General features: G+C 60.4%; 23 protein-coding genes (1 of these 23 only partly in view). 4 read left to right on the top strand and 19 right to left on the bottom strand.

What is annotated here, in order from left to right:
• Nucleotides 1-67: 67 nt before the first annotated feature.
• The 10 genes from AB8841_RS08655 to AB8841_RS08610 form a co-directional block, all read right to left on the bottom strand.
• Nucleotides 68-460: a hypothetical protein gene (locus AB8841_RS08655; RefSeq protein ID WP_370435362.1), complete on the bottom strand. Its 393-nt coding sequence runs from the start codon at nucleotides 458-460 to the stop codon at nucleotides 68-70.
• A gap of 861 nt (nucleotides 461-1,321) precedes the next feature.
• Nucleotides 1,322-2,308, bottom strand: coding sequence for an acetamidase/formamidase family protein (locus AB8841_RS08650; protein ID WP_370435361.1), 987 nt, complete (start codon nucleotides 2,306-2,308; stop codon nucleotides 1,322-1,324).
• A 15-nt stretch (nucleotides 2,309-2,323) separates the two neighbouring features.
• Nucleotides 2,324-3,031, bottom strand: coding sequence for an ABC transporter ATP-binding protein (locus tag AB8841_RS08645; protein ID WP_370435360.1), 708 nt, complete (start codon nucleotides 3,029-3,031; stop codon nucleotides 2,324-2,326).
• A gap of 3 nt (nucleotides 3,032-3,034) precedes the next feature.
• On the bottom strand, nucleotides 3,035-3,757 hold the full coding sequence (locus AB8841_RS08640; protein WP_370435359.1) for an ABC transporter ATP-binding protein: 723 nt from the start codon (nucleotides 3,755-3,757) through the stop codon (nucleotides 3,035-3,037).
• Nucleotides 3,732-4,793: a branched-chain amino acid ABC transporter permease gene (locus AB8841_RS08635; protein WP_370435358.1), complete on the bottom strand. Its 1,062-nt coding sequence runs from the start codon at nucleotides 4,791-4,793 to the stop codon at nucleotides 3,732-3,734. Before AB8841_RS08635 ends, AB8841_RS08640 begins: the two co-directional genes overlap by 26 nt.
• Nucleotides 4,794-4,796: 3 nt before the next feature.
• Nucleotides 4,797-5,690, bottom strand: a complete 894-nt coding sequence (locus tag AB8841_RS08630; protein ID WP_370435357.1) for a branched-chain amino acid ABC transporter permease — start codon at nucleotides 5,688-5,690, stop codon at nucleotides 4,797-4,799.
• Between the two features lie 70 nt (nucleotides 5,691-5,760).
• Nucleotides 5,761-7,299: an ABC transporter substrate-binding protein gene (locus tag AB8841_RS08625; RefSeq protein ID WP_370435356.1), complete on the bottom strand. Its 1,539-nt coding sequence runs from the start codon at nucleotides 7,297-7,299 to the stop codon at nucleotides 5,761-5,763.
• A 102-nt stretch (nucleotides 7,300-7,401) separates the two neighbouring features.
• Complete coding sequence (locus tag AB8841_RS08620; protein ID WP_370435355.1) at nucleotides 7,402-8,055, bottom strand: ANTAR domain-containing response regulator; 654 nt, start codon at nucleotides 8,053-8,055, stop codon at nucleotides 7,402-7,404.
• Nucleotides 8,052-9,209, bottom strand: a complete 1,158-nt coding sequence (locus tag AB8841_RS08615; RefSeq protein ID WP_370435354.1) for a transporter substrate-binding domain-containing protein — start codon at nucleotides 9,207-9,209, stop codon at nucleotides 8,052-8,054. The genes AB8841_RS08620 and AB8841_RS08615 overlap by 4 nt, the downstream gene beginning before the upstream one ends.
• Before the next feature lie 703 nt (nucleotides 9,210-9,912).
• Nucleotides 9,913-10,674: an SDR family NAD(P)-dependent oxidoreductase gene (locus tag AB8841_RS08610; protein ID WP_370435353.1), complete on the bottom strand. Its 762-nt coding sequence runs from the start codon at nucleotides 10,672-10,674 to the stop codon at nucleotides 9,913-9,915.
• A gap of 1,019 nt (nucleotides 10,675-11,693) precedes the next feature.
• On the opposite strand from AB8841_RS08610, the gene AB8841_RS08605 reads away from it, so the two are divergent.
• Nucleotides 11,694-12,536, top strand: a complete 843-nt coding sequence (locus AB8841_RS08605) for a transporter substrate-binding domain-containing protein (protein ID WP_370435352.1) — start codon at nucleotides 11,694-11,696, stop codon at nucleotides 12,534-12,536.
• A 59-nt stretch (nucleotides 12,537-12,595) separates the two neighbouring features.
• Here the strand turns inward: AB8841_RS08605 and AB8841_RS08600 are convergent, their stop codons facing one another.
• From AB8841_RS08600 to AB8841_RS08590, 3 genes are read right to left on the bottom strand one after another with little or no spacing between them, the layout of a single operon-like run.
• Nucleotides 12,596-13,498: a polysaccharide deacetylase gene (locus tag AB8841_RS08600; protein ID WP_370435351.1), complete on the bottom strand. Its 903-nt coding sequence runs from the start codon at nucleotides 13,496-13,498 to the stop codon at nucleotides 12,596-12,598.
• Nucleotides 13,499-13,510: 12 nt separating this feature from the next.
• Nucleotides 13,511-14,284 (bottom strand): SDR family NAD(P)-dependent oxidoreductase, encoded by a 774-nt coding sequence (locus tag AB8841_RS08595; RefSeq protein WP_370435350.1) that lies wholly within the window; start codon nucleotides 14,282-14,284, stop codon nucleotides 13,511-13,513.
• Between the two features lie 14 nt (nucleotides 14,285-14,298).
• Nucleotides 14,299-15,075 carry an IclR family transcriptional regulator gene (locus AB8841_RS08590; protein ID WP_370435349.1) on the bottom strand — a complete coding sequence of 259 codons (777 nt, stop codon included), beginning with the start codon at nucleotides 15,073-15,075 and terminating at the stop codon, nucleotides 14,299-14,301.
• Between the two features lie 94 nt (nucleotides 15,076-15,169).
• On the opposite strand from AB8841_RS08590, the gene AB8841_RS08585 reads away from it, so the two are divergent.
• On the top strand, nucleotides 15,170-15,910 hold the full coding sequence (locus tag AB8841_RS08585; RefSeq protein ID WP_370435348.1) for an SDR family NAD(P)-dependent oxidoreductase: 741 nt from the start codon (nucleotides 15,170-15,172) through the stop codon (nucleotides 15,908-15,910).
• Between the two features lie 97 nt (nucleotides 15,911-16,007).
• Complete coding sequence (locus AB8841_RS08580) at nucleotides 16,008-17,120, top strand: oxidoreductase (RefSeq protein ID WP_370435347.1); 1,113 nt, start codon at nucleotides 16,008-16,010, stop codon at nucleotides 17,118-17,120.
• 182 nt (nucleotides 17,121-17,302) lie between these two features.
• Here the strand turns inward: AB8841_RS08580 and AB8841_RS08575 are convergent, their stop codons facing one another.
• The 4 genes from AB8841_RS08575 to AB8841_RS08560 form a co-directional block, all read right to left on the bottom strand.
• Nucleotides 17,303-18,262: a substrate-binding domain-containing protein gene (locus AB8841_RS08575; protein ID WP_370435346.1), complete on the bottom strand. Its 960-nt coding sequence runs from the start codon at nucleotides 18,260-18,262 to the stop codon at nucleotides 17,303-17,305.
• A gap of 79 nt (nucleotides 18,263-18,341) precedes the next feature.
• Nucleotides 18,342-19,673: an ABC transporter permease gene (locus tag AB8841_RS08570; protein WP_370435345.1), complete on the bottom strand. Its 1,332-nt coding sequence runs from the start codon at nucleotides 19,671-19,673 to the stop codon at nucleotides 18,342-18,344.
• Nucleotides 19,674-19,724: 51 nt separating this feature from the next.
• The gene (locus AB8841_RS08565) at nucleotides 19,725-21,395 is read right to left on the bottom strand and encodes a sugar ABC transporter ATP-binding protein (RefSeq protein WP_370435344.1); all 1,671 of its coding nucleotides are present in this window, start codon (nucleotides 21,393-21,395) and stop codon (nucleotides 19,725-19,727) included.
• 489 nt (nucleotides 21,396-21,884) lie between these two features.
• A complete protein-coding gene (locus AB8841_RS08560; RefSeq protein WP_370435343.1) occupies nucleotides 21,885-22,586 on the bottom strand; it encodes a 4-hydroxythreonine-4-phosphate dehydrogenase in 702 nt (233 codons plus the stop codon).
• Nucleotides 22,587-23,027: 441 nt separating this feature from the next.
• On the opposite strand from AB8841_RS08560, the gene AB8841_RS08555 reads away from it, so the two are divergent.
• Nucleotides 23,028-23,465, top strand: coding sequence for a transposase (locus AB8841_RS08555; RefSeq protein ID WP_370435342.1), 438 nt, complete (start codon nucleotides 23,028-23,030; stop codon nucleotides 23,463-23,465).
• Between the two features lie 63 nt (nucleotides 23,466-23,528).
• Here the strand turns inward: AB8841_RS08555 and AB8841_RS08550 are convergent, their stop codons facing one another.
• Both AB8841_RS08550 and AB8841_RS08545 read right to left on the bottom strand, forming a co-directional pair.
• The gene (locus tag AB8841_RS08550) at nucleotides 23,529-23,786 is read right to left on the bottom strand and encodes a hypothetical protein (protein WP_370435341.1); all 258 of its coding nucleotides are present in this window, start codon (nucleotides 23,784-23,786) and stop codon (nucleotides 23,529-23,531) included.
• A gap of 270 nt (nucleotides 23,787-24,056) precedes the next feature.
• A protein-coding gene (locus tag AB8841_RS08545; protein WP_370435340.1) for a sorbosone dehydrogenase family protein crosses the window boundary here: on the bottom strand, nucleotides 24,057-24,945 show its 3' portion. It continues 146 nt past the right edge of the window; the window shows 889 of its 1,035 coding nt (coding positions 147-1,035); its start codon lies beyond the right edge, outside the window — the gene reads right to left on this strand; its stop codon occupies nucleotides 24,057-24,059.

The raw sequence follows: 24,945 nt of genomic DNA, 5'->3' as shown, positions 1-24,945 counted from the left end.
CGGAAAGGGCGAATCCTGTGTTGTCTAGCGGTGGGACGGGCATCAGAAACGGCTGCTCTTGGTCGGCTCATTGCGGGCAATGAAGAGCCGATGTGATCGTGATGACCTGGAGATCTCTCATCGCCGTCGGTGCATCAGCCTCGATGATAGGGTGTATCCTCCCGATATCGACGCCGATCTCACACGCATCCGGGATGGCGATGACGGTGACATCCTCGGATCGGCAAGCGCCGATCACGTGGATAAGATCAGGCTTCGCATCGAGCATGAAGGCAAGCGCCTCCAAACCAGCGTTCTCGGAGTCTGGCATCGCGATCCCGGACCTAGAGCATCGGACCCAAAAGTGGAATCCGCTTTTGGGATTGAATCCGATGCTCCTCCTATAGAACAGCGCATCGTTCTTGCGAAAAGCCGGGGCCACTTTTTCGCACGATGCGCTAGGGTCAGTAGTCAAAGTCATAATTGGATCCCATGCGGTGGAGACACTAATGCGGGTAAAGCGGGTAAATACATTTCACTAGAGTGGGGTGCATTGCGATTCATACGAAGTTCTCTCATGAAACATTCAAGTTACAGCAGAGGCAAGTAAGGGCTCTCGGATATTATGATATACGTTCTACATCGAAAGATTTGAGCAGGACTGACGGGCGGCCAGCTGCTCTTGAGCCTCTGACGTGGCGGTAGAGTCGCGAAGTCCCGCGATCCGCACTGAGCTTGCTGCGGAATTTAACGTTTTGGAACTCAGTCACTCGGTGTGGCTGATTACTTGGATTCACCAAGTGTTGTCGTGTAAGGGTATTGAAAAATCGACGTCGTTCCTGCTTTCGGTGTGGTATCGCTCTGGCTCCGTCGAGCCGATCTTGGCTCGACGTCCGCGACGATTGAGAAGCAGGTCGCCACGGACTTTGGAAAGCCAGTCACGACGTCGATTTTTCGATAAAGGTCATGGGGTTCTAGCGTATCGTGCGAAAAAGTGGACCCGGTTTTTCGCACGAGGCGCTAGATTGTCCGGCGGATCGGAGGCCGGAATTGCATCGCCGATGGAGCCCTGAACGGGACCAGAAGAGAAGGCCGCCATCACTCGCTTCAAACAATGGATCTGCACGAGCTTACACTCACGGAAGCATCAGCGTTGCAGGGTGGAGTGTGCCGCTGCCGTTCATGCCCACAACCGAATGCTCAAGCTTGGACGAGCGAAATCCATTCGCGTCGCGTGGAGCACGGCCTGGGACGGGCTCACTCAATCAGTGCTCCGACCAATTCTGGCAACAAGGTTTCCCAGACGGTCTCCCAATATGGTCCTTGCTTCCGGCGATGGCGGTTACATCAGATATCGTTTCAGAATTGAGGCTCCCAACGTGTACTTAGGATCTACCATATTGCCCAGGCGAACGCGTCCGGCTTGCGTAAGAAGGAAATAGGCCTCCGCCTCGTCATAACCATAATCGGCGCACAGCCAGCGCAGAAGCTCGCGATAAGCTATGCGGGCAGCATCCTCCATCGGCCGCGAGCTGCCGATGGACATGATGAATTCCTCGTTCTCAAGACGAGGCCAGGCGATCGACCACCCCTTGATCAGATCTACCTGAACCGTCGTGGTCGATGGGATCTCAACCGCTACGCCGCAGAGTTCCCCATCCCCCTGCCTCGCGTGGCAATCGCCGAGATAGAGGTAGGCGCCCTTGTGGTGCACTGGAAAGTAGGCGATCGCGCCCGGTGCGACGTCGGGTAGATCCATGTTTCCGCCCCAGTAGTCAGGCTGCAACGAACTTACGGCCTCGATCTCCGGCGACACGCCAAGAGTGCCTATGAACGGTTCGTATGGGAGCGTGACCCTGTCGTTGAACTTCACGCCGGCTTCAGTCACTTCCATTTTCTTGACTTTCTCCGGGAGTGGCTTGTTCAGCAGGGCGGTGTTGGTGGTGCCGACAAGCCCGCCGAATTCAGTGATCAAAGCCGTCGTCCCCACAGGTTGCGGCCCGCGCGGCTTGATGGAATGAATGTGAACGCACAGGACGTCCCCCTTTTCGGCGCCCTCGACTTCGATGGGTCCGCATTGCGGGTTAAGGAACGGCATGTGCAAGATTTCCGAGGGAGAATCGGACTCGGTCTTGATGGCTCCCTCGAAGGCATCCTGGGTCTCAGCGACGACAACGTCTCCGGGTTTGACCGTCAGTACGGGTTCGGCATAGGGGCCGTAGACGTAGTGGTACTTTCCCTGCTTCTCACCGTTCAATTGATGGGTTTCCCCGGAATTGCCGCGCGCCATGCCCTTGCGGGCCATGTACGAGTTCTCTAGCCAGCTCATGGTTCCACTCCCTGCTTAGACCGAAAGGAATTCGGTCAATCTCTCAGTATCGCGTATGTCGCTGTGCTCCAGGCTCGTTACGACGCGGCCCTTCTCGAGCACGTAGGCCCGGTGTGCTGCGGTTTGGATCAGATCGATGTTCTGTTCCACGAGAAGCACCGCAGTGGCCTTTCTGGCGACGAGTTCGACGATGAACGTGCCGATCTGCTGGACGATGCTCGGCTGCACGCCGTCGCTCGGCTCATCCAGAAGGAGGAGGCTAGGGCCGTTCACAAGGGCACGGGCGATCGCGAGCATCTCCTGCTGCCCTCCGGACAGCGTGCCGCCCCTCTGACGCTCCCTTTCGCGAAGGAACGGAAACCAGCCGTAAACCTCGTCAAGTGCGTAGTGTCCACGTCCAGCGTTGACGAGATGTCCCATTTGCAAGTTCTCGCGGACGGTGAGGTGCGGGAAGATCTCGCGCCCTTGGGGCACGTAGCCGATGCCACGGCGCGCTCGCACGTCCGCACTTTCCCGGGTTAGGTCCGCTCCCTCGAACATGATGCTGCCGGCACGGGCGGGAAGCAGTCCGATAACGGTACGCATCAGCGTGCTCTTGCCCATACCGTTCCGTCCGAGCACACCGACGATCTCGCCCGGACTCACCTCGATGGAGACGCCCTGCAAAACGTCTCCGGTTCCGTATCCCGAGCGAAGGCCATTGGTCGTCAGGGTCGGGTTCATCGGTCAGGTCCTGCCTAAATAAATACGGCGCACGTCCTGATGCTGAGTGATCTCGGCGACCGTTCCCTCCGCGAAGACCCGGCCTTGGTGGAGGACGGTCACCACCTGGGCCAGCTCCCGCACGAACGCGATGTCGTGTTCCACCACGATGATGGTGAGCCCTTCTCCGTTCAGATGCTTCAGGACGCGCGCCGTCTGGAGTGTTTCGTCAGGGGACATTCCTGCAGTCGGTTCGTCCAGGAGAAGAACGTCCGGGCCACTAGCCAGGGCCATGGCGATCTCGAGCCATTGAAGCTGGTGGTGAGGAAGCTCCCGCGCCGGCCTGTCGAGATCCCTTTCCAGTCCAAACCGAACAAGGACGTGTTGGTACCGCGCCTCGGCTCCTCCGGGCCGATCTCCCCTCGGGGCGCCCAGTGCGGTCTCGAGGTTCTGACGGACCGAAAGAGCGTGGTACGTACGGTTGGTCTGGAAAGTGAGGCCTAATCCCCGTCTCACGCGCTGGAAGGCATGAAGCGCGGTGACGTCCCGCCCATTGAACCACACCAGCCCGGAGTCGGGTCGGTAGATGCCGCAAAGAAGTGCGAACAGCGTCGACTTTCCTGCCCCATTGGGTCCGATGAGGCAACGCAGCTCGCCGCGCTTGACGGACAGGCTCACATCGTCCGCGGCCGTGACGCCGCCGAAGCGCTTCACGAGTCTTTCAGTGGCGAGGATCGTATCCGACATCGTCGACGCCCCTCCTTTCCTTGCGCCTCCAGATGGTCGCCCGTGCGATCGTGACGACGACACCTCGCGGGAAGAACAGCATCACGATGACGAGGAGGAAGCCGATGATCACGAGCGCCGATTGGTAGCCGGCGGACGACAGGGTATAGGTCAGCCAGTTCAGCGCGTAGGTGCTGATCGCACAGGCCAGCAGGCTGTCACGTCCTCCGACGGCTACCCAGATGACCGGGAGGGAGGCCTGTGCGAGTCCGACTTGCGTCGGAGTAATGTAATTGCCCCACTGGACGTAAAGGACGCCGCTCAATCCAGCCAACATGCTGGCGAGAACGAAGATCGACCACTGCCGGGCACGGATGTCGTAACCGAGCAACTCGGTTCGCAGCGGATCCTCCCGGATCGCCAGGAGGACCTCGCCGGCGTTCGCGTTCACGAGCATCCTGCAACCGATGTAGGACAGGACAACCACGACCAGGACATAGTAGTAGAAATAGTAGCCGAAGAACATCAGATCCCCGAGCTGGAACGGCGGGATACCTGTCATGCCATTGTACCCGCCGAGCTGAACCTGTCCGACCCGCCATTGATAGCCGGCCGTTTGACCGAGAAATGTCTCCAGAAGCAAGGTGAGGACCAGCGTGAGGATCGGCACGATCCAGTTTTGGACCCTGGCATAGAAGACGAAATAGCCGAAGATGCCGGCCGCGACAGCGCTGGCAGTCAGCCCACCGATCACGCCGATCAAGGAGCCCCATGGGCTCCCGTTCATGTTTCCGGCGATGATGCCGTAGACATAGGCGGCGATTCCGAAATAGGCGACCTGTCCGAAGCTGAGGACGCCACCATATCCCCATAGGAGACAGAGACCGAGTGCGAGCGGGACGTTCAAAAGATAGAAGGCTACGTTGTTCGCTTCGAACTCTGTGGCCGTGCCCGGATAGGCCGCAAGGGCGGCGAGGACCAGCGCGAAGCCTGCCCAGAAGACGGGCGAGTGGCCGATATCGTTTGTCCCCGTGAGGGTGGCGATGGGTCCGCGCATGGTTCATGCCATTCGTGAACGCCGGTCCTGCCAGCGCTGGAAGGCCGCCGAGATGCCATCGGGCATGAGCCTGATGATCACCAGCGCGGCGAGAAGCAGGGCGACGTTGCCGAGAAATGCTCCGAGCCAGAAGCCGACCGGAGTCTTGACAAGCGACAGCAGGCTGCTTGCCCCCAGCGCGCCTGCAATGACGTTGGTCGCCCCACCCACGACGACGGTGATGAAGGCCGGGGCCACGAACTGTTGGCCCATGAACGGCGCTATGGAGACAGTCGGGGCCAGGAGTGCTCCGCTGAGGCCGGCGAGACCCGCGCCGAGACTGAAGGTGAGAAGATAGATACGATCCGTGTTGACGCCGAGCGCACGGGCGATCTCGGGCTTCTGCATGGTCGCGCGCGCATGCAGACCGAAGCTCGTCCGGTTGTAGAGCAATCCCAGCCCGAAGAGGAGAAGCACGGTCACCGTAACCAGGATCAACCAGTAGACCGAGAAGGAGTACTGGCCGACGGCTACGGAGCCACCGGGGATGGGGATCGAAGGCATAAAAGGACCGAGCAGCATGAGCGTTCCCTGGGACAGGACCAAGCTGATCCCCCATGTCACGACGAGAGCCCCCAGTCTTTCACCATAGAACCACCTGACGACGAGCCGCTCGAGCACGGCTCCCGCGAGGGCGACGACGAAGAAGGCCGCAACGACGGTAATCGGGAACGGAATTCCGCGATGATACAGCATGGTGGCCGTGTAAGCCCCGAGCATCATCAGTTCCCCATGGGCGAGGTTGATGATGTTCATCATGCCAAGGATCACGATAAGCCCCAACCCGGCGAGCAGGAGAAAGGAGGCGTTCGTCGCGAGTTGATAGAGAATACTGAAGGCAACCGCCAGGCTGTCCATGATCCGGCCCCGAGGACTTCTCGCACTCGTGGACGCGGCGTCCCGGGGGGACGCCGCGCGATCGTAAGGTTCAGGCCTTGCCGAACATCATGAAGTAAGGATCCTCCGCCGGCGTGTATTGCTTGTACTCCGGATGGCGGATCAGATTCACGCCGAGACGCTGGAGCCACCAGGCTTCGATCAAGGGCCAGTCACGCACGAAGCTGACATTGTGGTTTTCGTCGCAGACGGCGAGGCGTATCGGATGGGCACAGTGGTGAGTGCCGGGTTCGAGGAAGACCGATCCCTCCGGCGCCTCAATGTTCCATCCGAGTTCCAGGGCCTTCTTCACCGTTGCCTGATCGGTCGTCCCCGCGAGGCGAGCCGCCTTGGCGTAGAGATGAATCGTGAAGTACGTGTTCTGCGCCATCTCCCCGATATACTGGTCTTGCGGAAACATCTCCATCCAGCGCTTTACGAAGGCGCGGTTTCGGGCGCTGGGAACTTCCATCTGATACTGGATGGCGTTGTGCATGTTGGCCAGTGATGGGGGCGGGAAGCGCTTGTGCTCGTAGCCCTGCGCCATATTGACGGTGGAGGCCATCGGGAACTTGAGGCCCGCCGCAGCTGCCTGCGGATAGTAGTTGTGATGATTGGATCCCACGAGGAGGGTCATCACCCAGTCAGGTTTGGCGGCCTGAATCCTCTGGATGACCTGGCTGAACTCCGAAACCGAGAGCGGGATGAACTCCTCGGCGATGATCTGCCCGCCGACCAACGGGATGAAGGCCTTCGTCCATGCCGCCGTCAGTTGCCCGAAGTTGTAATCGGCGGCGATCGTATAGCAGCGCGGCCCGAACTTCTCGACCATGTACTGGACTGTCGGAATAACCTGCTGCTCGCATACTGGTCCAGTGCAGAAGGTGTTCGCATCCGCGACGCCGCCCTCGTACTGGTTCGTGTAGAAGTAGAGCTGGCGGGACTGGTCGACGATCGGGCGGATCGCCTCCCGCTCGGCACTTGCGAAGCCTGCGACGAGAACGTCGACCTTGTCCTGCTGGATCATGCGGCGCGCGAGCTGTTGCCAGACGGTATTATTACTCTGACCGTCAGCCGACACGAGGCTGACCTCGCGGCCGAGGATTCCCTTGTCCTTGGAATCTACGAGGATGTCTGCAACCTCCTCGTAGAGCAGCGGGGACTGATGTTTCTCGCCGGGATCCCCAACGAGGTCCAGATTGGTTCCCTCCTTGCTGATAACGGGCGGCTTGCCGGCGATGTCGCCGGAACTCGCCATGAAGCCCGCGCCGATATTGGGCGCACCCCTGAGTGTCTTGCCCTCGTTGATCTCCTTGACGGCGAGTTGGGCCGCATGGACCTTCTGGAGGCCGTAGACGGCAAGGTTGCCCGACTCATCCTCGATGAAGCCGAGCTTCACCGGGCCGCTCCCCTGCGCGCGCGCCGTCTGGGTGAAATTGAAGTCCCGAAGATACGTGGGCCCCGTGAATCCCGCCAGGAGGCCGCCGACAGCTGCCGCCCCCTTCAGAAGTGCGCGCCGGTCCGTTTCGAGGCCGCTCGACGTCACCGTGTCCTGAATCGAGTGTTCGTTCTGCTTCGTTTCGTCGGTCATGCCACGATCCTCCGTTATCGTGCTGCTAGCGCATCGTGCGAAAAAGTGGCCCCGGTTTTTCGCCAGAACGATGCGCTCTTTCCAAGAAGGGAGCATCGGATTCTATCCCAAAAGTGGATTCCACTTTTGGGTCCGATGCTCTAGGCCCACCGCATCGTGCCGGAGAGCCGATGGCCCGGCCGCGATAAGTGTTGCTGCGAATTCCTCCACCGTGAGGCGGCGCTTCATGCTTTCCCGCCTCAGGATCCGGTATGCCTGTTCATCGTCGATTCCATATTGTTCGATGAGCGCCACGACGGCCTTGATGACGAAGCGGCGGGCACCGTGACGTGCCTCGAGATCGGCAAGGCGGACCCTAAGCTCGTGGAAGCGCCTAAATTGGTTGGCGGCGAAGAACACCGCCGTATAGATGCCCGTTGCCCGTATCGGCTTGTACACCAATGCAGTGGGCTGGAGATTGAGTGTCCTCTCGAGGCGACTGGGTGTCTCGAGGCCCAGCACCGCGACGGTTGGGATCGGCATCTCTCCGCCTGCTGCGACTGCAAAGGAGCAGTCGGGGGAATCCGCATCGAAGAACACGATATCCGTCGAGTGAGTGATGCTGCATACGTCGACGGGTCCGTCTTGCGGGTCGATGACCGTTGTGACGAGCCCCAGCCTAGTCAGGATCTCAACGATGCTCTGCCGGTTGCGATCTGGCGTATGGACGACGGCAACCCGCATGCCCCGAAAGTTCTTGATGAGGTGCGGTGTCACGAAACTATCCTTAGCTGCGTCATCTCGCTGCTCGTGAGGTCTTGCCAGACGAGGTACGGGTCTGGACGGACGGGATGAGGTGACTCGTAGATGATGTCGAACCCCCTGTCCCCGTTCGAGATTCCGATCCGGGGGGTTAGGTAACAGTGACGGTTTCCGGGATCGATCCGCACCTTTCCTTGGGGCGCCTCCATGGCGACGGAAGGGAGCGCTGCGAGAACTGGCCCCATATCAGGCGAACCAGCTCGGCGGATGGCGCGTGCCAGAAGATGCACGGCAATGTACGGAGCCTCCGCATCGGCCGATGTCGGGCCCGCATTCGGGAACCGTGCGCGGTAGCGGCCGACAAAGCTCATATTGCGTTCGCTGTCGATGCTTTCGAAGTACACGCTCGAGCTTATGTGGCCGCTGCATGCCTCCAGACCAATTTCCAGGAGTTCGGGTTCCGACAGCGAGCAGCTCGCCACCGGAAGCATTCGCGGCTGGTCGATGCCTCGCGCTCGGGTAGCCCTATGCAGTTCCCGGAAGAACGCGTAGGACGAAACGCCGATAAGAGTATTGAAGATGAAGTTCGGGCGAAGCTCGATGATCTGGTGGATCACGGAGGCGAAGTCTACTTCGCCGACCTGAAAATAGCGCTCGGCGAGAATCTTGCCGCCATGCGCATGAACGGCCTCCCGCAGGATGCGGTTGTTCTCCCAAGCCCAGACATAGTTCGAGCCGACGCAGAACGCGGTCTTCCCGCATTTGCGCAGAAGGTAGCCGGTAAGCGGAACGATATGCTGGTTCGGGGAGGCGCCGGTATAGACGACGTTGTCGCTTGTCTCGAAACCTTCGTAATGCGACGGGTACCAGAGGACTCCGTCATACTTCTCGAAGCAGGGGAGCACCTCCTTGCGGCTTGAGGAAGTATAGCATCCCACGACATGCGTCACCCGCTCCTTGGCAAGAAGACATTGGGCTCCTCGTGCGTATTCCTCACTGTGTCCGCCTGGATCGATCGAGATTGCCTCAAACCGGAAGTCGAACCGCGGATCCGATGCGATTTCTTCGATAGCGAGGCATGCACCGCTCTGCATCGACCGACCAATCGTCTCGTATGGTCCCGTCGTCGAGAAGAGTAGGCCGATGCGGACTATGGCGTGATTGCCCACAATGGCTGCTCCAACAATAATAGCCCGTCACCGGTTGGTGCGGGCTCCGTTGCCGAAACTAAAACTTATGGGTGACGCGAACGTTCTATCGAGAGACGCGAGCTACGTTGCTCATGCAAATACTCACCCATCTCCTCGATCCTGTCAAGTTTGAAGATCAGGATTCGTCTTTCAGATGTGCCAGTTGCAAAGCTAACCTTGGCTGTCCGTAAGTATCAGGGGACCCAATGCTGAAGATCGGCAATCCGGGGTTAGATCAGCTTTCGGGTGCAGGAGCATATCTTCACGAGCAATCTCACTTGACGTTGCTGATCAAGGCGAACTGGAGCGGTGGGCCTTCGTAGGAGGTGAATAGAGCGAAGAAACTCCCGAACGTCGCTTAACGGCACCTCCCAGAGGTGAGGCGGCCATTCGCAGTCGAGGGAGTAGCCGACATTTACTAGGCCACGCTTAACGCCCGTCGCTAATCCGCCGCTGACCTTAGCGCATCGTGCGAAACAGGGGCCCCGATTTTTCGCCAGAACGATACGCTCCTTCCAAGAAGGGAGCATCGGAGTCATATGGCTTGCGTACGGCATAAACTTGGCAGTGGCGATGACGGCGGCGATTGAAGACGCTTCTCCATGCTGATCTCGCCCATCCTGATCTCGAAGCGTTCTGGAATGCCATGCCACCAAAGGCCAGCCAGGGCTGATCTGCGCAATTAGAGCTGGATTCCCTTGGTCAGCGCGCCGTCGATCACCAGGTTTGTTCCTGTCGTGAAGGATGAGGCCGGACTCGCCAGGAACACAACGCCACGTGCGATCTCTTCAGGGGTGGCCATCCTGCCGGTCGGGTTGAGCGAAAGGGCTTCCTTGAACAGGTCGGGAATGTTCTTCTCGATGTTCTGCCAGATGCCGCCGTCGAAGTAGGTATTGCCGGGCGAGACCGTGTTCACGCGGATCATCTTGCCGGCGAGCTTGTGGGCGAGCCCCTGCGCATAGTGGACGAGCGCGGCCTTGAATGCGCCGTAAGCCGGGCCGGTGAAGTCCACCTCACGTCCCGAGACGCTCGACAGGAATGTCATCGAGGGGGCCTTCGAGGCTTCGAGGTGGGGCATCGCCGCGTTGACGACGCGAACCGTATGCATCATGTCGACCTCGAAGCCCTTCTTCCAGGCATCCTCATTGTCCTCCACTGCCAGCGCGGACACGTTGGCGACGACGATGTCAATGCCGCCGAGTGCGGTGGCGCTCTCCTGCACCCAGGCTTCCAATGCCGCTTTGTCGGCTACGTCCAGCGCCTTGCCGAAAGCTTTGATGCCCTTGGCGCGCAGCGCGGCGACGGTCTCGTCGACCTCCGCCTGGTCCCGGGCGCAGATGGAGACATGCGCCCCCTCGTCGGCGAGAATGTCGGCGCAGCGGCGGCCGATGCCCTTGCTGCCGCCCGTGACAATGGCGCGTAAGTCCTTCAGTCCAAGGTCCACGGCAATCCCTCCGGTTGAATATGCGGCGGCAGGTTGACGCACCGATGATATGGATCGTGTGTGCACGCCCCATTGGATGCAAGTAAAATGTCGCTTTGATTGGGCATATGCCTAGACACAGGCGTAGGTTCGGTTTCCGCTAGAAAGCGAACGATCATCCTGGCCGTTCCGGAAGCAAGCCGGAACGGCAGGTCGCAAATCCAGTCTGGGCTGAAGAGGCAATACGAATCCCGCGGCCGTTCAGGCGGCGCGTCGCTCAAAGTGTTCTGCGAGGGAAGGAACGCGGAGTACCGACGCACCTCTCCTTTCCGCATTATACGAACCATTCGGAGAGGTCAGGGTCACGCTCGGTCGCAGCGTCTGCCTTGCAAATTTGGGCATTGCCAGACCCGCTGGAAGCAAACGCCTCCGGTTCTCGGCTCAGAGCCCAAGCGGTTCGGTTCTGCTTGCGATTCCGCCTGAGGCGCCGGCGGATGAAGAAGCACGACACGGCGCTCAAGCATGTCATCGCCGCCAGACGGTAGGCCGCGCCGCGCCGCGAGCATGATCCTCCACGAGTCTCGTACAGCCTCGACACGGAGAGCTGAGAATTCGCATGTGGCAGTGCGAAAGCGGGACCTGATGGGACTGGCATCCGATCTTGCGGGGGGTCTGTAGCGGGCGCGCCGGGCTGAATGCAACGAAGCTGGGCCTCTCGTGATCGCCTCAGGTCGATCTGACAGCTCCGGCAGGCCCACCCCGATGCGGAAAGTCGCGGGCAAGCCGGCTCTTCAGGGACTTGGTATAGAGTTGGGCGGTCAAGGGCGGTCGAGGCCTTGTGCCAGCGCTATTCCGCTCCGCACAGACCTGGCAGCCGTTCATATATGAGAACATCATTCCGCTTTAAGAATGCGAGCCGCTCGTTAGACTAGGATCGAAGAACTTTTCTATGAAATCGTGTCCGCTCGAGATGCGAGCGACCTCCCGAATTCAATGAAAAGCCCCACACAACCTGATTCTCGCTAGTTGAGGGAAAGCCAATGAGAAGCATCAGAGGGATTGGAATAGGAGTCGCATTCGCCGCGTTGCTTGGCGCATCCATTGCGCCTGTCTCCGCCAAGGAGTGGAAGGAGATCACGGTGGGTGTCGAGGGTGCGTTCCCGCCCTTCAACCTGATCTCGGCGGACGGGACGCTGGAAGGTTTCGACATGGATGTCGCCAAGGAGGTCTGCAAGCGTGCCAGCCTGAAGTGCACTTTCGTTGCGCAGGACTGGGACAGCCAGATTCCGGCACTTCTCGCCAACAAGTTCGACGCCGTGCTGACCATGGGGCCGAATCCGAAGCGCCGTGAAGTCATCGATTTTACCACGCCCTACGCCATTACCCCGAATACTTTCCTGGTCGAGAAGAGCGGCCCGCTCGCGAACCTTCCCGGAACGGGGAAGGACATTTCCGTCAACGATGGAAGTTCGAAGGAAGTTCTGGATGCCATCCGCGCGAAGCTGAAGGGGAAGACGGTCGGCGTCTCCCTGTCGACCAGCCAGCAGCAGTTTATGGAAGAGAACTTCAAGAACGATGCCGACGTGAAAGCGTACAAGTCGTCCGAGCAGGCTCAGCTTGACCTCGACGCGGGCCGGATCGACGCCCAGTTCGACAATATCGTCTTCGTGACGAGTATGGTCGAAAAGAGCAATGGCAACCTCGTGGCATCGGGGCCGTTCCTGACCGGCGGCATTATGGCGACGAACGTTTGCATCGGGATCAGGAAGAATGAGCCGGAGCTCAAGGAGATCCTGGACAAGGCCATCCAATCGGCCGCGGCCGACGGTACGCTCCGCAACCTGTCGATGAAGTGGTTCAAGACGGATGTGAGCCCGAAGTAAGGGGACCGGGTCCGGGGCCTCAGGGGCCCGGACCCTCATTCTCTGGGGATGCGAGACCGCTATCCTGCCGCTTTCGCATAACGGACGACGTCCGCATGCGTGCCGAACCATACATCGGGCCGTGCCTTGATGGTCCTGATCAGCTCTTCCAGAATCCAGATGCGCGACCGATGCCCGATGATATCGGGATGCATCGTCAGCTGAAAAATCCCGCCCTCGGAATAGGCAAGTTCGAATTCCTTTGCAAAAATGCTCAGGACGTCAGCCGGCGCGATGTAGGGCCTCAGGCCGGACCAGCGGTCCATATGGAGATAGGCGGCATCGTCCCGGATCCACTCCACCGGCAGCTCGATGACGCCTGTCGGCTCGCCATCCATGACCAGCTCATAGCAATCGTTGTCAGCCATCAGCGACGAATCGTAGAGGAGGCCCATCTCCTTGGTGATCTTCAGCGTGTTGGGGCTGAAATCCCATGAAGGAGTGCGGATGCCGACGGGCCGGGTGCCTGTGATCCGTTCGAGCGTATCGGAAGAGCGCATTTGAAGATCGCGCTCAGCCTGCTCAGGCAGGAGCGTGTTGCGCTCATGGATCCAGCCATGGAGCGCAATCTCGTGCCCCTCGTCGGCGAGCTGGCGCTGTTCGTCAGGATAGAGCAATGCTGCGACCGCAGGCACGAAGAAGGTTGCCTTGACGTCAAACCTATTCAGGAGCGTGCGAATGCGCGGTACGCCTTGGCGCGGTCCATACTGCCCTTGAGACATGACGCTCGTCGAGCGCCCGCCATCCCGTAAATCCGCGGTCTCATGGTCCGAATCGAAAGAAAGCGCGACGGCGCAGCGGGCATTGTTCGGCCATACCTCCGGACGCAGCGAGCGGCCTGCCCGGACTCCGTTGACGACGCGGCGCCACTGCGCCTCCGACCACTGCCAGGGCTCCATGGCCGGCTTGCCTGGTTCATCCATACCTATTCTCCATTAATTCGGGCCGCCGCTGACGGGCAGAACCTGACCTGTGATCCAGCTCGCGTAATCGGAGGCGAGGAACAGAACGGCGTGAGCGATATCCTGAGGTTCTCCGAGGCGGCGTAAGGGGATGCTTTCGATCATCGCCTTCTGGCCTTCCGGGCCGTAGGAGGCCCACTGCCTCTCGTAATCGGGACTCGTCCGAAGAAAGCCTGGTGCAATGGCATTCACGTTGATCCCGAAGGGACCGAGCTCGTAGCCGAGCTGCTGCATCAACCCGAGTTGACCCGCCTTGGCGCTTGCATAGGCCTGGATGCCCGTAAGGCTGATTCCAAGCCCGGCACCACTGGAGATCATCACGATCTTTCCGCTGCGTCTTGCCTTCATGCCGGGCACGACGGCGCGGGCAACAAGGAATGCTCCCCTGACATTAACGTCGTAAATGTCATCCCATTCATGCGGCGTAACCTGTTCGACGGGCTTTCTGGCCTGGCCTCTGACGCCGCCCGCAACATGGACGAGTACATCGAAGCCACCGCTTTCCGCCTCCATGTCGCGAATACAGGTGGAGACGTCGTCAGGATCGGTGACGTTGAGCCTGCGCACCGCAATTTCGCCGCCGCGCGCGACGCGGGACGAAGCCTTAAGCTCGGCCAGCTCCGCCTCGAGGATGTCCGTCGCGTAGACCTTTGCGCCGCGGGAGGCGAAACCCTCGACAATGCCTCGGCCAATCCCTCGGGCGGCACCCGTGACCAGCACTGTCCGGCCTTCGAAGTAGATATCCATATATTCTCCTAAAGCTAAGCGCCCTTGAACCCGAGTTTTGAGCTGAGAAGATGGGTGTGGCGCTGGATCGCGTCGATCATGCGCGCCTTGGAGTTCTCGAAGCGCTGAGTGATTGTTGCCACGTTGAGGGCTGCGATCACCTCGCCGGAGGCATCGCGCACCGGTGCGGCGACGCCAGAGCCTCCCAGATAGGCCTCCTGATCGCAGATGGCGTAACCGTCCCGGCGCACGGTCTCGAGAGTGCGCCTGATCTCGAGCCGGTCGGTGATGGTGAACTGCGTGTGGCGGACGATGCGCTCCCGGCCAAGATAATCATCCACGCGGTGCGGCTCCCAGAACGCCAGCAGCACGCGGCCCATAGCCGTGCAGTAGGCAGGATCCGAGCCGGACAGGTCCGCCTCGAATCTGATGACCTGACGGCTGATGCTTCTGGCGATGGACTTCACGCGTCCGTCGCGCTTGCGAACACCGAGAAAGACCGTCTCGCCCTCTGTATCGCGCAGGCTGTCCATGATCGGCTGTGCAATCGCGACGAGCTGAGCCTCGCGCCCGCTGCTCCACCCCGGACCAAGCCGGCAAGCCTCGTGCAGTCGGTAATACTCGGGCTCCTCGCGCGTTACATAGCCACGCGAGACCAGCGTTGCGAGCAAGCTGTGGGCGCTACTCTTCGGGTAGCCAAGCTCGAGCACGATATCCTTGAGACTCATAGGATCCGTCGAGCGGGCGAGCAGCTCCAACAGCTCCAGGACCCGCACCGCCGACTTTACTTCAAAGGCCGCCTTCTCGTTCATATATATGAACCATGTTCTCCTTGTCGAACGAGGATCGATCAGGAACACTTCTCCTGTCAAGGGAAACCCGTTAGCACATCGATGAGAGGCTGAAGTGAAGCAGGTTGCAATCGTCACTGGGGGAGCAAGAGGGATCGGACGCGCATGCGCACTGGACCTGGCGCGGCAGGGCTTCGATATCGGGCTTGTCGATCTGCTCGACGACGAGATGGCGGCGACGGCGGCGGATATCCGTGCCCTTGGCCGTGACGTCCGTACCTACCAGGCGGATGTGGCCGCTCACAACCGAGCGGGCGAGATCGTGCGGGATGTTCATTCCATCTTCGGGCGAATTGACTTTCTGCTCAACAATGCGGGGCAGTCCCAGCCCAAGGGAATCCTCGAGACCAGCGAGGAGGAGTTCGACCGCGGCATCGCGATCAACTTGAAAAGCTGCTTCAACTATATTCATCACGCGGCCCCGCTCATGCTGGAGCAGGGCGGGGGGCGAATCGTATCCATGTCGTCGCTCAACGCGCTTTCGGGCGGTGTCACTGCCGCCGTCAGCAAATTCGCCTATGCGGCCGCAAAAGCCGGCATACTGGGCATGACGCGTGCCCTTGCCAAGGAATTAGGGCCGACGATTGCGATCAACGCCATCTGCCCAGGGGTCATCCTGACCGAGATCGGTACCGACGTCACTGCACGAGAGGCGGAGATCGTGAAGGGCATTGCCTTAGGCCGCCTCGGGTGTGCCGACGACGTCGCACGTCTCGTGACCTTTCTGGCGACATCGGAGCCGTGCTTCATTACCGGCCAGACATTCGTCGTCGACGGGTTCCAATTCAACGTCTGACACTTCAAGGGCTCGGTACCGTGTGCTCGGATCTTGCCGGGTGCACGGTGCGATGCCGCGCCTGGGAATTAACGCCTCGTAGCCTTCGGGATCGACAATGTCCAAGCCTCCCGCACTCTTCTCGCCGCTCGAACTCGGGCCGATCGATCTGCCGAACAGGATTGTCGTCGCCCCCATGTGTCAGTACTCGGCTCATGATGGCTGCGCCGCAGCTTGGCATCTCCAGCACCTCATGAATCTTGCAATGTCGGGTGCCGGTCTCGTGATGCTCGAGGCGACCGCAGTCGAACGAAAGGGCCGCATCACGCATGGCTGCCTCGGTCTCTACTCTGACGAGAACGAGCGGGCGCTCGCACAGGTCTTGCGTGAAGCCATGGCGGTTGCCGCACCGGGCACGCAGTTCGGAATCCAACTCTCACACGCAGGACGCAAGGGGTCAGCCCAGCGCCCGTGGGAAGGTGGTAGCGCGCTCTCGAATGCAGAATCCTGGCCTACTCTCGCTCCGTCGGCAATTCCGCATCGGGACGGCTGGCATGTTCCGTCTCAGGCTGATGACGCCGATATCGAGCGGATCGTCGAGGCCTTCGTTCACTCCGCTCTGCGAGCCGTGCGCGTCGGCATCAAGGTGATCGAGGTGCATATGGCCCATGGGTATCTGCTGCACCAGTTCCATTCGCCCCTGTCGAATCGCAGAAACGATCGATGGGGTGGGGATGCCGAGCGTCGCATGGCGCTGCCGCTCGCCGTCGCGCGCGCAGTTCGGGAAGCTGTGCCTTCATGCGTGGTAGGGGCTCGGATGACAGGCAGCGACTGGGCTCACGGTGGTTTGGAGATCCACGACGCGGTAATGCTTGCGAAAGCGCTCAGGGACACGGGGCTGAACTATGTTTGCGTGACATCGAGCGGCATCCCCGGTCCCGCCGCGACCGTAACAGACCCCGATGCCGCACAAATTCCTCTGGCCACCACCATCAGGGCGGAGACGGGAATCATCACCCGTGCCGTCGGATTGATCGTGAACCCGGTCGAGGCCAACGACATCGTCGCGGGAGGGCAGGCGGATCAGGTGGCGATCGGCCGTGCGTTTCTCGATGATCCGCGCTGGGGCTGGCACGCCGCTCATCGTCTGGGTGCAACGGTCCGGTATCCCGGGCCCTACGCCTGGGCTGCGCCAGCCGAATGGCCCGGCATCGAGAAAGTCTGCCATTGACGAATAGCGGCTCGGCCGGCCTGTGCCGTCAAGGTGGCATTGACGGACGCGTCGGACGGCCGTGTTGATCCCGAGATGGATGTTACCCTCTTGTCGTGCCGGGGTTCCGTCGGGAAGTGATTCGGATGCGGGCTCTATAACGCTCAGTGGCGCGGGCAGCGCCCGCGCCACTGAGCGTTTGATCAGGCAAGGCCGTTCTCCTTGAGGATCTGAAGGGCATTGCTCTTGTCGACGGTCATGGTCGGGAGAGTGATGGTCTTCGGCACCGTCTCGCCCTTGACGATCTTGAGTGCTTGGCGGACGCCTTCAGCGCCTGGGGTGGCATAAAGAAACGTCGCGGTCAGCTGACCCTTGTTCACCCATTGCACGCCTTCGTTCGGAATCGCATCAATCCCGAGAAATTTTATGTCCTTTTCGCGTCCGACATCCTTGGCGGCGAGGAAGGCACCATAGGCCATGGGATCGTTGTGCCCGTAGACCAGATCAATTTGCTCGTTGGCCTTGAGCAAGTTGGCCATCAAATCGTAGGCCTTGTTCTGCTTCCAGTCGCAATCGATCTTCTCGTTCACGAGCTTGATGCCATTTTCCTTGTCGGCGATTTCGTGAAAGCCATTCGAGCGATCATGCGAGGCCTGAGTCCCGAAGCCGCCCCAGATCTCCACGATATTGCCCTTGGCCTTGCCCGCGCCGCCCAAGACCTTCACCGCGTATTCCCCCGCTGCACGGCCGATCACCACGTTGTCGCCACCGATGAACTGGGTATATTTGTCCGTATCCACATTGCGGTCGAGGACAATCACCGGGATGCCGGCCTCGATTGCTTTCAAGGTCACGCCCGTGAGGCCCGCGGATTCCTTTGGTGAGATCAGGAGCACGTCCACGCCCTGCCGAATGAAATTCTCCACGTCCGCGACCTGTTTCTCGGTCTTATCCTGACCGTCTGAGATCAGGAGCTCGACTTCGGGATGCAGATCGGCTTCGCGCTTCATGTCCTTGTTGAACTGAACACGCCAGGGCTCAAGAGTGGTCGACTGCGAGAATCCGAAGCGGTATTTCTTCCCCTGCGCAAACACCGAGCGAAGCGGTGAAGCGGCCACGATGAGACCTGCTCCTGTGGCTTTTAGAAAAGTTCTGCGTTCCATGGTTTCCTCCCGTTGAGTGCATCTCGTCGTCGTAAGAGCTTAGAAGGCTGCGTCGGATTATCGGTTGGTCCTCCCTGTCCTATTGATGATCGGCCAATCGCGCCTCTGCTGCAGTTGCAGTCACTTCGGCGTGAGGGATGGAGGAAGAGCCAGGTTGCACGGCGTCTGAACGGGGAACCGTTCCGACGAATAGCTTCCTGAGGCTAAAGAGCTCGCTGAGAGAGCGCTCCTGCACGAGGACAGCAGCAAGAATGATGCCGCCTTTCAGCACGAGCTGTGTGTTGCTGTCGATATTGTTGAGCTGGAGGATGTTGCCCAGGAAGCCGAAGATGAGCACGCCAACGAAGGTTCCGGCTATGGAACCCTTGCCGCCCATAAGGCTCGTGCCACCGATCACGACGGCCGCGATGGCATCAAGCTCCATGCCGACGCCGGCGTCGGGCTTTCCCTGCCTGTACTGGGCAGTATATAGGACGCCGGCCAGGCTCGCGAGAAAGCCCGAGATTGCATAAACGGCGATTTTAACCTGGTCGACCGCGACTCCTGACAGACGCGCCGCCTGCTCGTTACCCCCGATGGCGTAGACATAGCGCCCGAAAGTCGTAGCCCGCAGCAGCAGAGCCGAGAGAAGGACTACGGCGAGAAAGAACAGGCCCGGCACAGGCACAACGCGGTAGAGCAGCGCGCGGAGAATGTCGAAGTCCTCCGTCGCGTTAGTGCCCGTGTAGACGGGATGGACCGCTGCATCTTGGCCGGCTACGATCCGGGCGATCCCAAGCACGCCGACCATCATTGCGAGCGTTACGATAAAGGGCTGAAGGCGGCCCTTGGTGATGATGAGCCCGTTGAGCCATCCGAAGGCGAGGCCTACCGCCGGAACGACGACCAGAATGCCGAGGACGCCAAACTTGGTCGGCACCTGCGAGGCCGCAAGCCACCATGCCACGATCGCGGCTCCCAGCCCGATCAGTCCGGCGAATATTCGGTGGGGAGGATCCGTATTCGTGCCGACGATGCGGTTCCGTAGCCCCATCAGCTGTGTCGCTCCCCAAGCTGCAAACGATGCGCAAACCAGGGCCAGGATCGGAAAGGACAGGAGAGTGGCGCTGGTTCGCTCATCGTAGGTGAGCAGCATGGCGCAGAGCACCGAGCCGAGTGCCATGATCGATCCAACCGATAGGTCAATTCCCCCGGTGAGGATCACAAGGGTCATGCCGACCGCAACGATCCCGTTATTCGATACTTGCCGCAATACATCGGAAAGATTGCCGGTGCTCAGGAAGATATTGACGCCCTTGGATGACACGGGCGATGTGAAGATTCCCACTGCGAGCAAGATGAGGAGGCTCCAGTAGAGCTTCGTCCTGAGCAGGAAGGCGCTGAGCGTTTCTGCGGATACGCGCGTGACCAAGGGCTCCTCCACGTGGTCTTGTTCGGATCCGGCTCTGTGGCCGGTTACTATTCAAGTTTCTCCTTCAACCTCAGGAATGACCCCGGTTCTTCTTTGGAAAATCTCCTGCACCGCCCCGCCGGGCGATGCGTAGTCCAGGATGAGGTCGGGCGAAAACTCGCTCTTTTGTAATAAGGCGGTGGATTGCCCCTCCCGAAGCACAAGGATGCGGTCGCTCAGCGCCATCAGTTCCGGCAACTCCGAGCTTGCTAACACAATTGCAATTCCTCGCGCTTTCAGGTCATTGATCAGGCGATAGATCTCCGCTTTCGCGCCAACGTCGATGCCGCGGGTCGGCTCGTCGAGGAGGAGCACGCTTGGACCGGTTTCGAGCCACTTGCCCAGGACAACTTTCTGTTGATTGCCTCCACTCAGTGTCCCAGCTGGTTGACGTTGGCTCCGGACCCGGATCCTGAGGGACTGTATCTGCCGTTCGGCGACGTCCCTTTCGGACTTGCGCGAAATGAATGTACCGGATGCGAGCCGTTGCATCACCGGGAGAACCAGGTTGAAATCGACGCCCGCATCAAGCACGAGCCCGTCGCGCTTCCGATCTTCCGTGACCAGTGCAAGGCCGGCTTGTTTTGCCTCGGCAGGGGTGCGGATCGTGACCGGCAGGCCATCGACTGCGACTTGGCCACCCGAGGCCGCTGTCTGCGCGCCAAAGATGGTTTCGAGCACCTCGCTCCGGCCAGCGCCCATCAGTCCAGCAAGCCCGAGCACCTCTCCTCCGGTGACATCGAAGGATATCCTATCCACGAGCCGGGAGCGGCTCGCGGTGGGTTTCGGGTGCGCGAGCCAGAGATCGTGCACGGATAGGGCAGGAGGCTTCCGGATCGGGCTCGCCTCTCGCGCAGGTTCTTCATGCCGAAGCGCCAGAAACTCCTGAACGTCACGGCCCACCATAAGGCGGATCAGGTCGCGACGGGACATGTTGGCCGCCGGGAGAGTGCCTGCAACGGCGCCATCACGCAGGACAGTAACTCTCTGTGCGAGGTCGAACACCTCTTCCATGCGGTGCGAGATGTAGATGACGCTGACCCCATCCAGAGAAAGGCGGCGGATGATGGCGTGCAAGCGTTCTGCCTCAGTGACGGACAAAGCGGAGGTAGGTTCGTCCATGATGAGAATGCGCGCGTTCTGCGCCAGTGCCTTGGCAACCTCGACGAGCTGTTGTTCGCCGATACGCAGATCGCTGACGGGAGCGTGTGGCGAAGCCTGAAAGTTGAGCGGATCGAGCAGACGGGCAGCGGCACGCGCCTGAGCATGTCGATCGATAAGGAACGGCAGGCCCCGGACCTTCTCGTTTCCGAGGAAAATATTCTCGGAGACCGTCATGGTCGGGACGAGGTTGAGCTCCTGGTGGATAACCGCAATCCCGGCTCGAGAGGCATCCCGCGGGCTCGCGAACCGCACCGGCACGCCAAAGACCTCCATCTCGCCCCGATAGTCGTGGTAGATCCCACCGGCGATCTTCATGAGTGTGGACTTACCTGCGCCGTTCTCACCCATGAGGGCGTGGATCTCGCCGACTCCAAGGGTGAATTCAATGTTGCGCAGGACGTCGATCTTTCCAAACGCCTTGCTCACGCCTCGCATGACCAAGGCGCTGACTGTAGAACCGATCCGATCGTCCGTCCCGTCAGCAACAGACAAGATCGCCTCCGTGAACGGAGCCAGCATGGAGAGCGGCAATCATCGGGATTTGCGTTTCCGCCCTATCCAGGGCTTCCATGCTAGAGCATCGGACCCAAAAGTGGAATCCACTTTTGGGATTGAATCCGATGCTACCTCCCAGAGCATCGAACGCAAAAGCGGGAACCGGTTTTGCATGAAAAGATGCTCAAGAACATAGCCTTGATCAGCGCATCGTTGCGAGCAGCCTGCTGGATCCGCACGATGCGCTAGGCCGATTTTCGCATGGAGCAAGAATTCCGAGAGAGGGAAGAGGGATATGAGTACCTCCGTTGATCAGTACCCTTGTTGTCCCGAGACACGAGAGGGGCTGGCCGCGCATCGGCGAGAGGTGACCGGGACCATCATCAGCAAGGCTGCGTTCATTCCCGAGAGCAGGGGAGGCTACCGGGATCCGATCTGTTATCAAGGCAGGTGACGATGCGGTCGGGGATGAAGCCGAACTGGGTGGCGCGAGCTTCGGACAACGTACCCACGTCAGGCCCGACCAAGCGGCGTCGATTGGGACGATGCGTATTGGATGATAAACGCCAGCTGATCAACAAGTGCAGAAGAACGCGCCGGGAAGGCCGCGTCCAGCGCTGCCGTGCCGATGGTAAAGCCAGCGGCGCCAGCCTCGATGACGGCAGCAATCCGCTCCGGTCGATCGATGGAGCCGGCGACCAGCACAGGCTTCGTGGCGGCCGCGCGACAGACCCGGCCGATCAGATCCGGCACATCACCTTGGAAACGGTAGGCGAGAAGGTCGAGGCCGTGAACGCCATCCAGCGCCGCCAGGCGGAAGGCGCTTTCGACGATAGCTTCGGTCGTTCCCGTAAGGGCGCTTGGGTGGCCGACTATCTTGCCTGGGAAGGGGTAGTAGCGAATGCCCGTACCAGTCAGGATAGGCAGCACCCTATGTGGACGCGTTCCGCCCATCAGGACATCAACCCCGAGATCGACTGCAGTGTGAGCTGACGCTTCCTCGCTCTGTGCGTCCAGGCTGACGACCTCGAGGTAGAGCGTCGCACCGGCTGCCCGGATCATGTCCGCGATGGAGCGCAAGCTGGCGAATGGAAGTCCAACATCCTTGAAGCCGATATGGCGCACGCCTGCGCTAAGAACCTCGGGAACTCGGTCACAGGCGTCCGGGATCGTGAGGTCGGCGTGAGTCAACATGAAGATGAAATCAGATGTCATCAGCTTGGCCCCACGTCATAGCGTTCGGCACCTGTTCTGAATTTTGCCAAGCACCGTGCTCGATGTGAAGCGCTTTCGAGCGAGCGCTGCCCCGGCTTCGAGCCGATAACGAGGCAATTTTCTCGATAGCGGGCCCCGCCGAACGACGGCGGCACGTTCTTTCGAGGGCCTTTCAAGACCGGTCTGGCGCTGAAGTTTCTGAGACTTAAACCTGAGGGCTGCTTGATCCGAAAGGGAGGTTTGGACCGTTGTCTGCCAGCTTTGCTATAATACGGGGCGTTCACCGTCGTTCCGGCGCTTCTGCGGGTTCGCCGCCCCTGAGCGCACTGCGTTTGCGCGGTTTCGGCGGGACGTGGTGGGCGCTCGCTCGACAAGGTTCTGCTCGATGAGATCACACGCCAACTGGAAGCCCGAGCCATCACCGTCAAGACCGGCACGCTGGTGGACGCAACCGTGATTGCGTCAGCAACCCACCGTGATGAGGAGGCGGCCTGGGCCGGGCACAAGCGACGCAAGGCAAGCCATGGTTTCAAAGCTCATGTGGCGGCCGATGCTGATACGGTTCTCGTCGAGGGATTGACCGTCACCCCTGCCAACGTCAACGACGGGCGTGCTGGCGACGAGGTTCGGCCGGATGATCCTGGCGACCTTTATGCCGACAGCGCCTCCCGCGGAACAGCGTTTGCCTCTGCCGTGCAAAGCCAAGGTGGGTCCCCGCGCGTGGTCCAAACAGGCGTGTGGGGCCGGCCGGGGGCCATGCCGTACGCAAGCTTCGGGCGTGGAACCATCATGTCCCCCATGTGCGCTGCCGGATCGAGAAGATCTTTGGGCGACGACGCCTGCGCTGGCTGGGACTGGCGAAAGCTGCCCTGCGGGTAGACCGACCGCGGCAGACAAACGGCCCATCGAGGCCGCGACGGCGCAACCCGCGCACAGGTCTCGTTAGAGGCTCTCCAGGAGCTTTTGATAGGGAGCGCGCCGCTCCCTATACCTTCGGAGCAATTGAGCTTTGATAAAGTTCTTCTGCTCGATTTCAAGATCGTAGCGGTCGAGGCGCAGGATCTCCTCGCTGCACTGGTAGTCCATATTTGTTAAGGTGCGCGATATCCAGAGTATCTTTAGATCGCGTTCAGTGATCATTCTCTCTGAAGATGATCTGTTGAAGGGGGGCTGCGCCAGGGAAGAGCGTTTGTCCGACATGATACCCTGCTGACATCTTGATTCTTACCAGCAGAATACCGTGTCGGTCGTTCAGGCGACAATCGATGCGCCACGTGCTTACGGAGTAGTTGACTCTCCTCTGTGTAAGTACTCCGAGAGGATATGGGGCTGCTTGAAGAGATGGAAAAGCGCCGCGCCGGAGAGTGGTTGAGCGAGGCTCTCTTCCTGATAATATCTGTCGCAGGCGGTTTCGGCGGCATCTCCGGGTCTTCTGATGGACCGGCCGTGTTTCGCTTTGTTGTGCCCGGCTCAGCGGCTGACGCGCCAGATCCGGCCTCCCGTATCATCCGACACGACAATTGACCCGTCCGGCAGTTCCTTAACGTCAACCGGGCGCCCGACACCGCTCAGAAAACTCTGTCCGTTGCCGGAGCGGCCGCTGCCGATCCGCAGCCGTACGACCTGATATCCGACTGGAATGCTGCGGTTCCAGCTCCCGTGTTCGGCAATGAGCGCCTCGCCCCGCAATTCGGGAAACATGGTACCGCGATAGAAGTGGATCCCTAGCGTGGCGACATGGGCCTGGAATTCATATGCGGGTGGAACTTGCGGTGCAGGAGGGGCCGCCGCCTCGAAGCCGCGCAATCGCACACGACCGCCAAAGTAGGGAAAACCATAGAAGGCGCCCGGCTGCAGTTTGTTGAGTTCGTCGGGTGGGATGTCGTCTCCCATCCCATCGGCTCCATTATCGGTAAAGTACATGACCCCACCGTCCCAATCGAACCCAACGGAATTGCGGATGCCCCAAGCCTCGCGCCGGAATTCTCCGCCGGTTGGACTCATACTGACAATCGTCCCCTGTAGACCCTCGGGCCGGCAAATATTGCACGGTGAGCCGATCGAAATGTACAGCCGGCCGTCCGGTCCCGCCTGAATGTAGCGCAAGCCGTGGTGCGCCAAGTTCGGCAACCTGGCCGGCAGATCGGCCCGCTGAGCGAGCCGGCCGCCAGGAATCGGCGTAAAGGCCGAGACACGGTCGCGCGATGCAACGTATAGTTTATTCCCCAGGCAGGCGACCCCATTCGGGGCGACGAGGCCGGCAGCAGCCCGCACGGCAGGCCCACCTGTGAGCGGAACGCCATAGACTGCATTACCCTTCGTGCCGACATAAAGCGCATCGCCGCAGACGGTCATGGCA

The sequence above is a fragment of the Microvirga sp. TS319 genome (assembly GCF_041276405.1).
GTDB lineage: Bacteria > Pseudomonadota > Alphaproteobacteria > Rhizobiales > Beijerinckiaceae > Microvirga.
The sequence above is the reverse complement of the archived record's forward strand: the minus strand, read 5'-3'. Positions and strand labels throughout refer to the sequence as shown.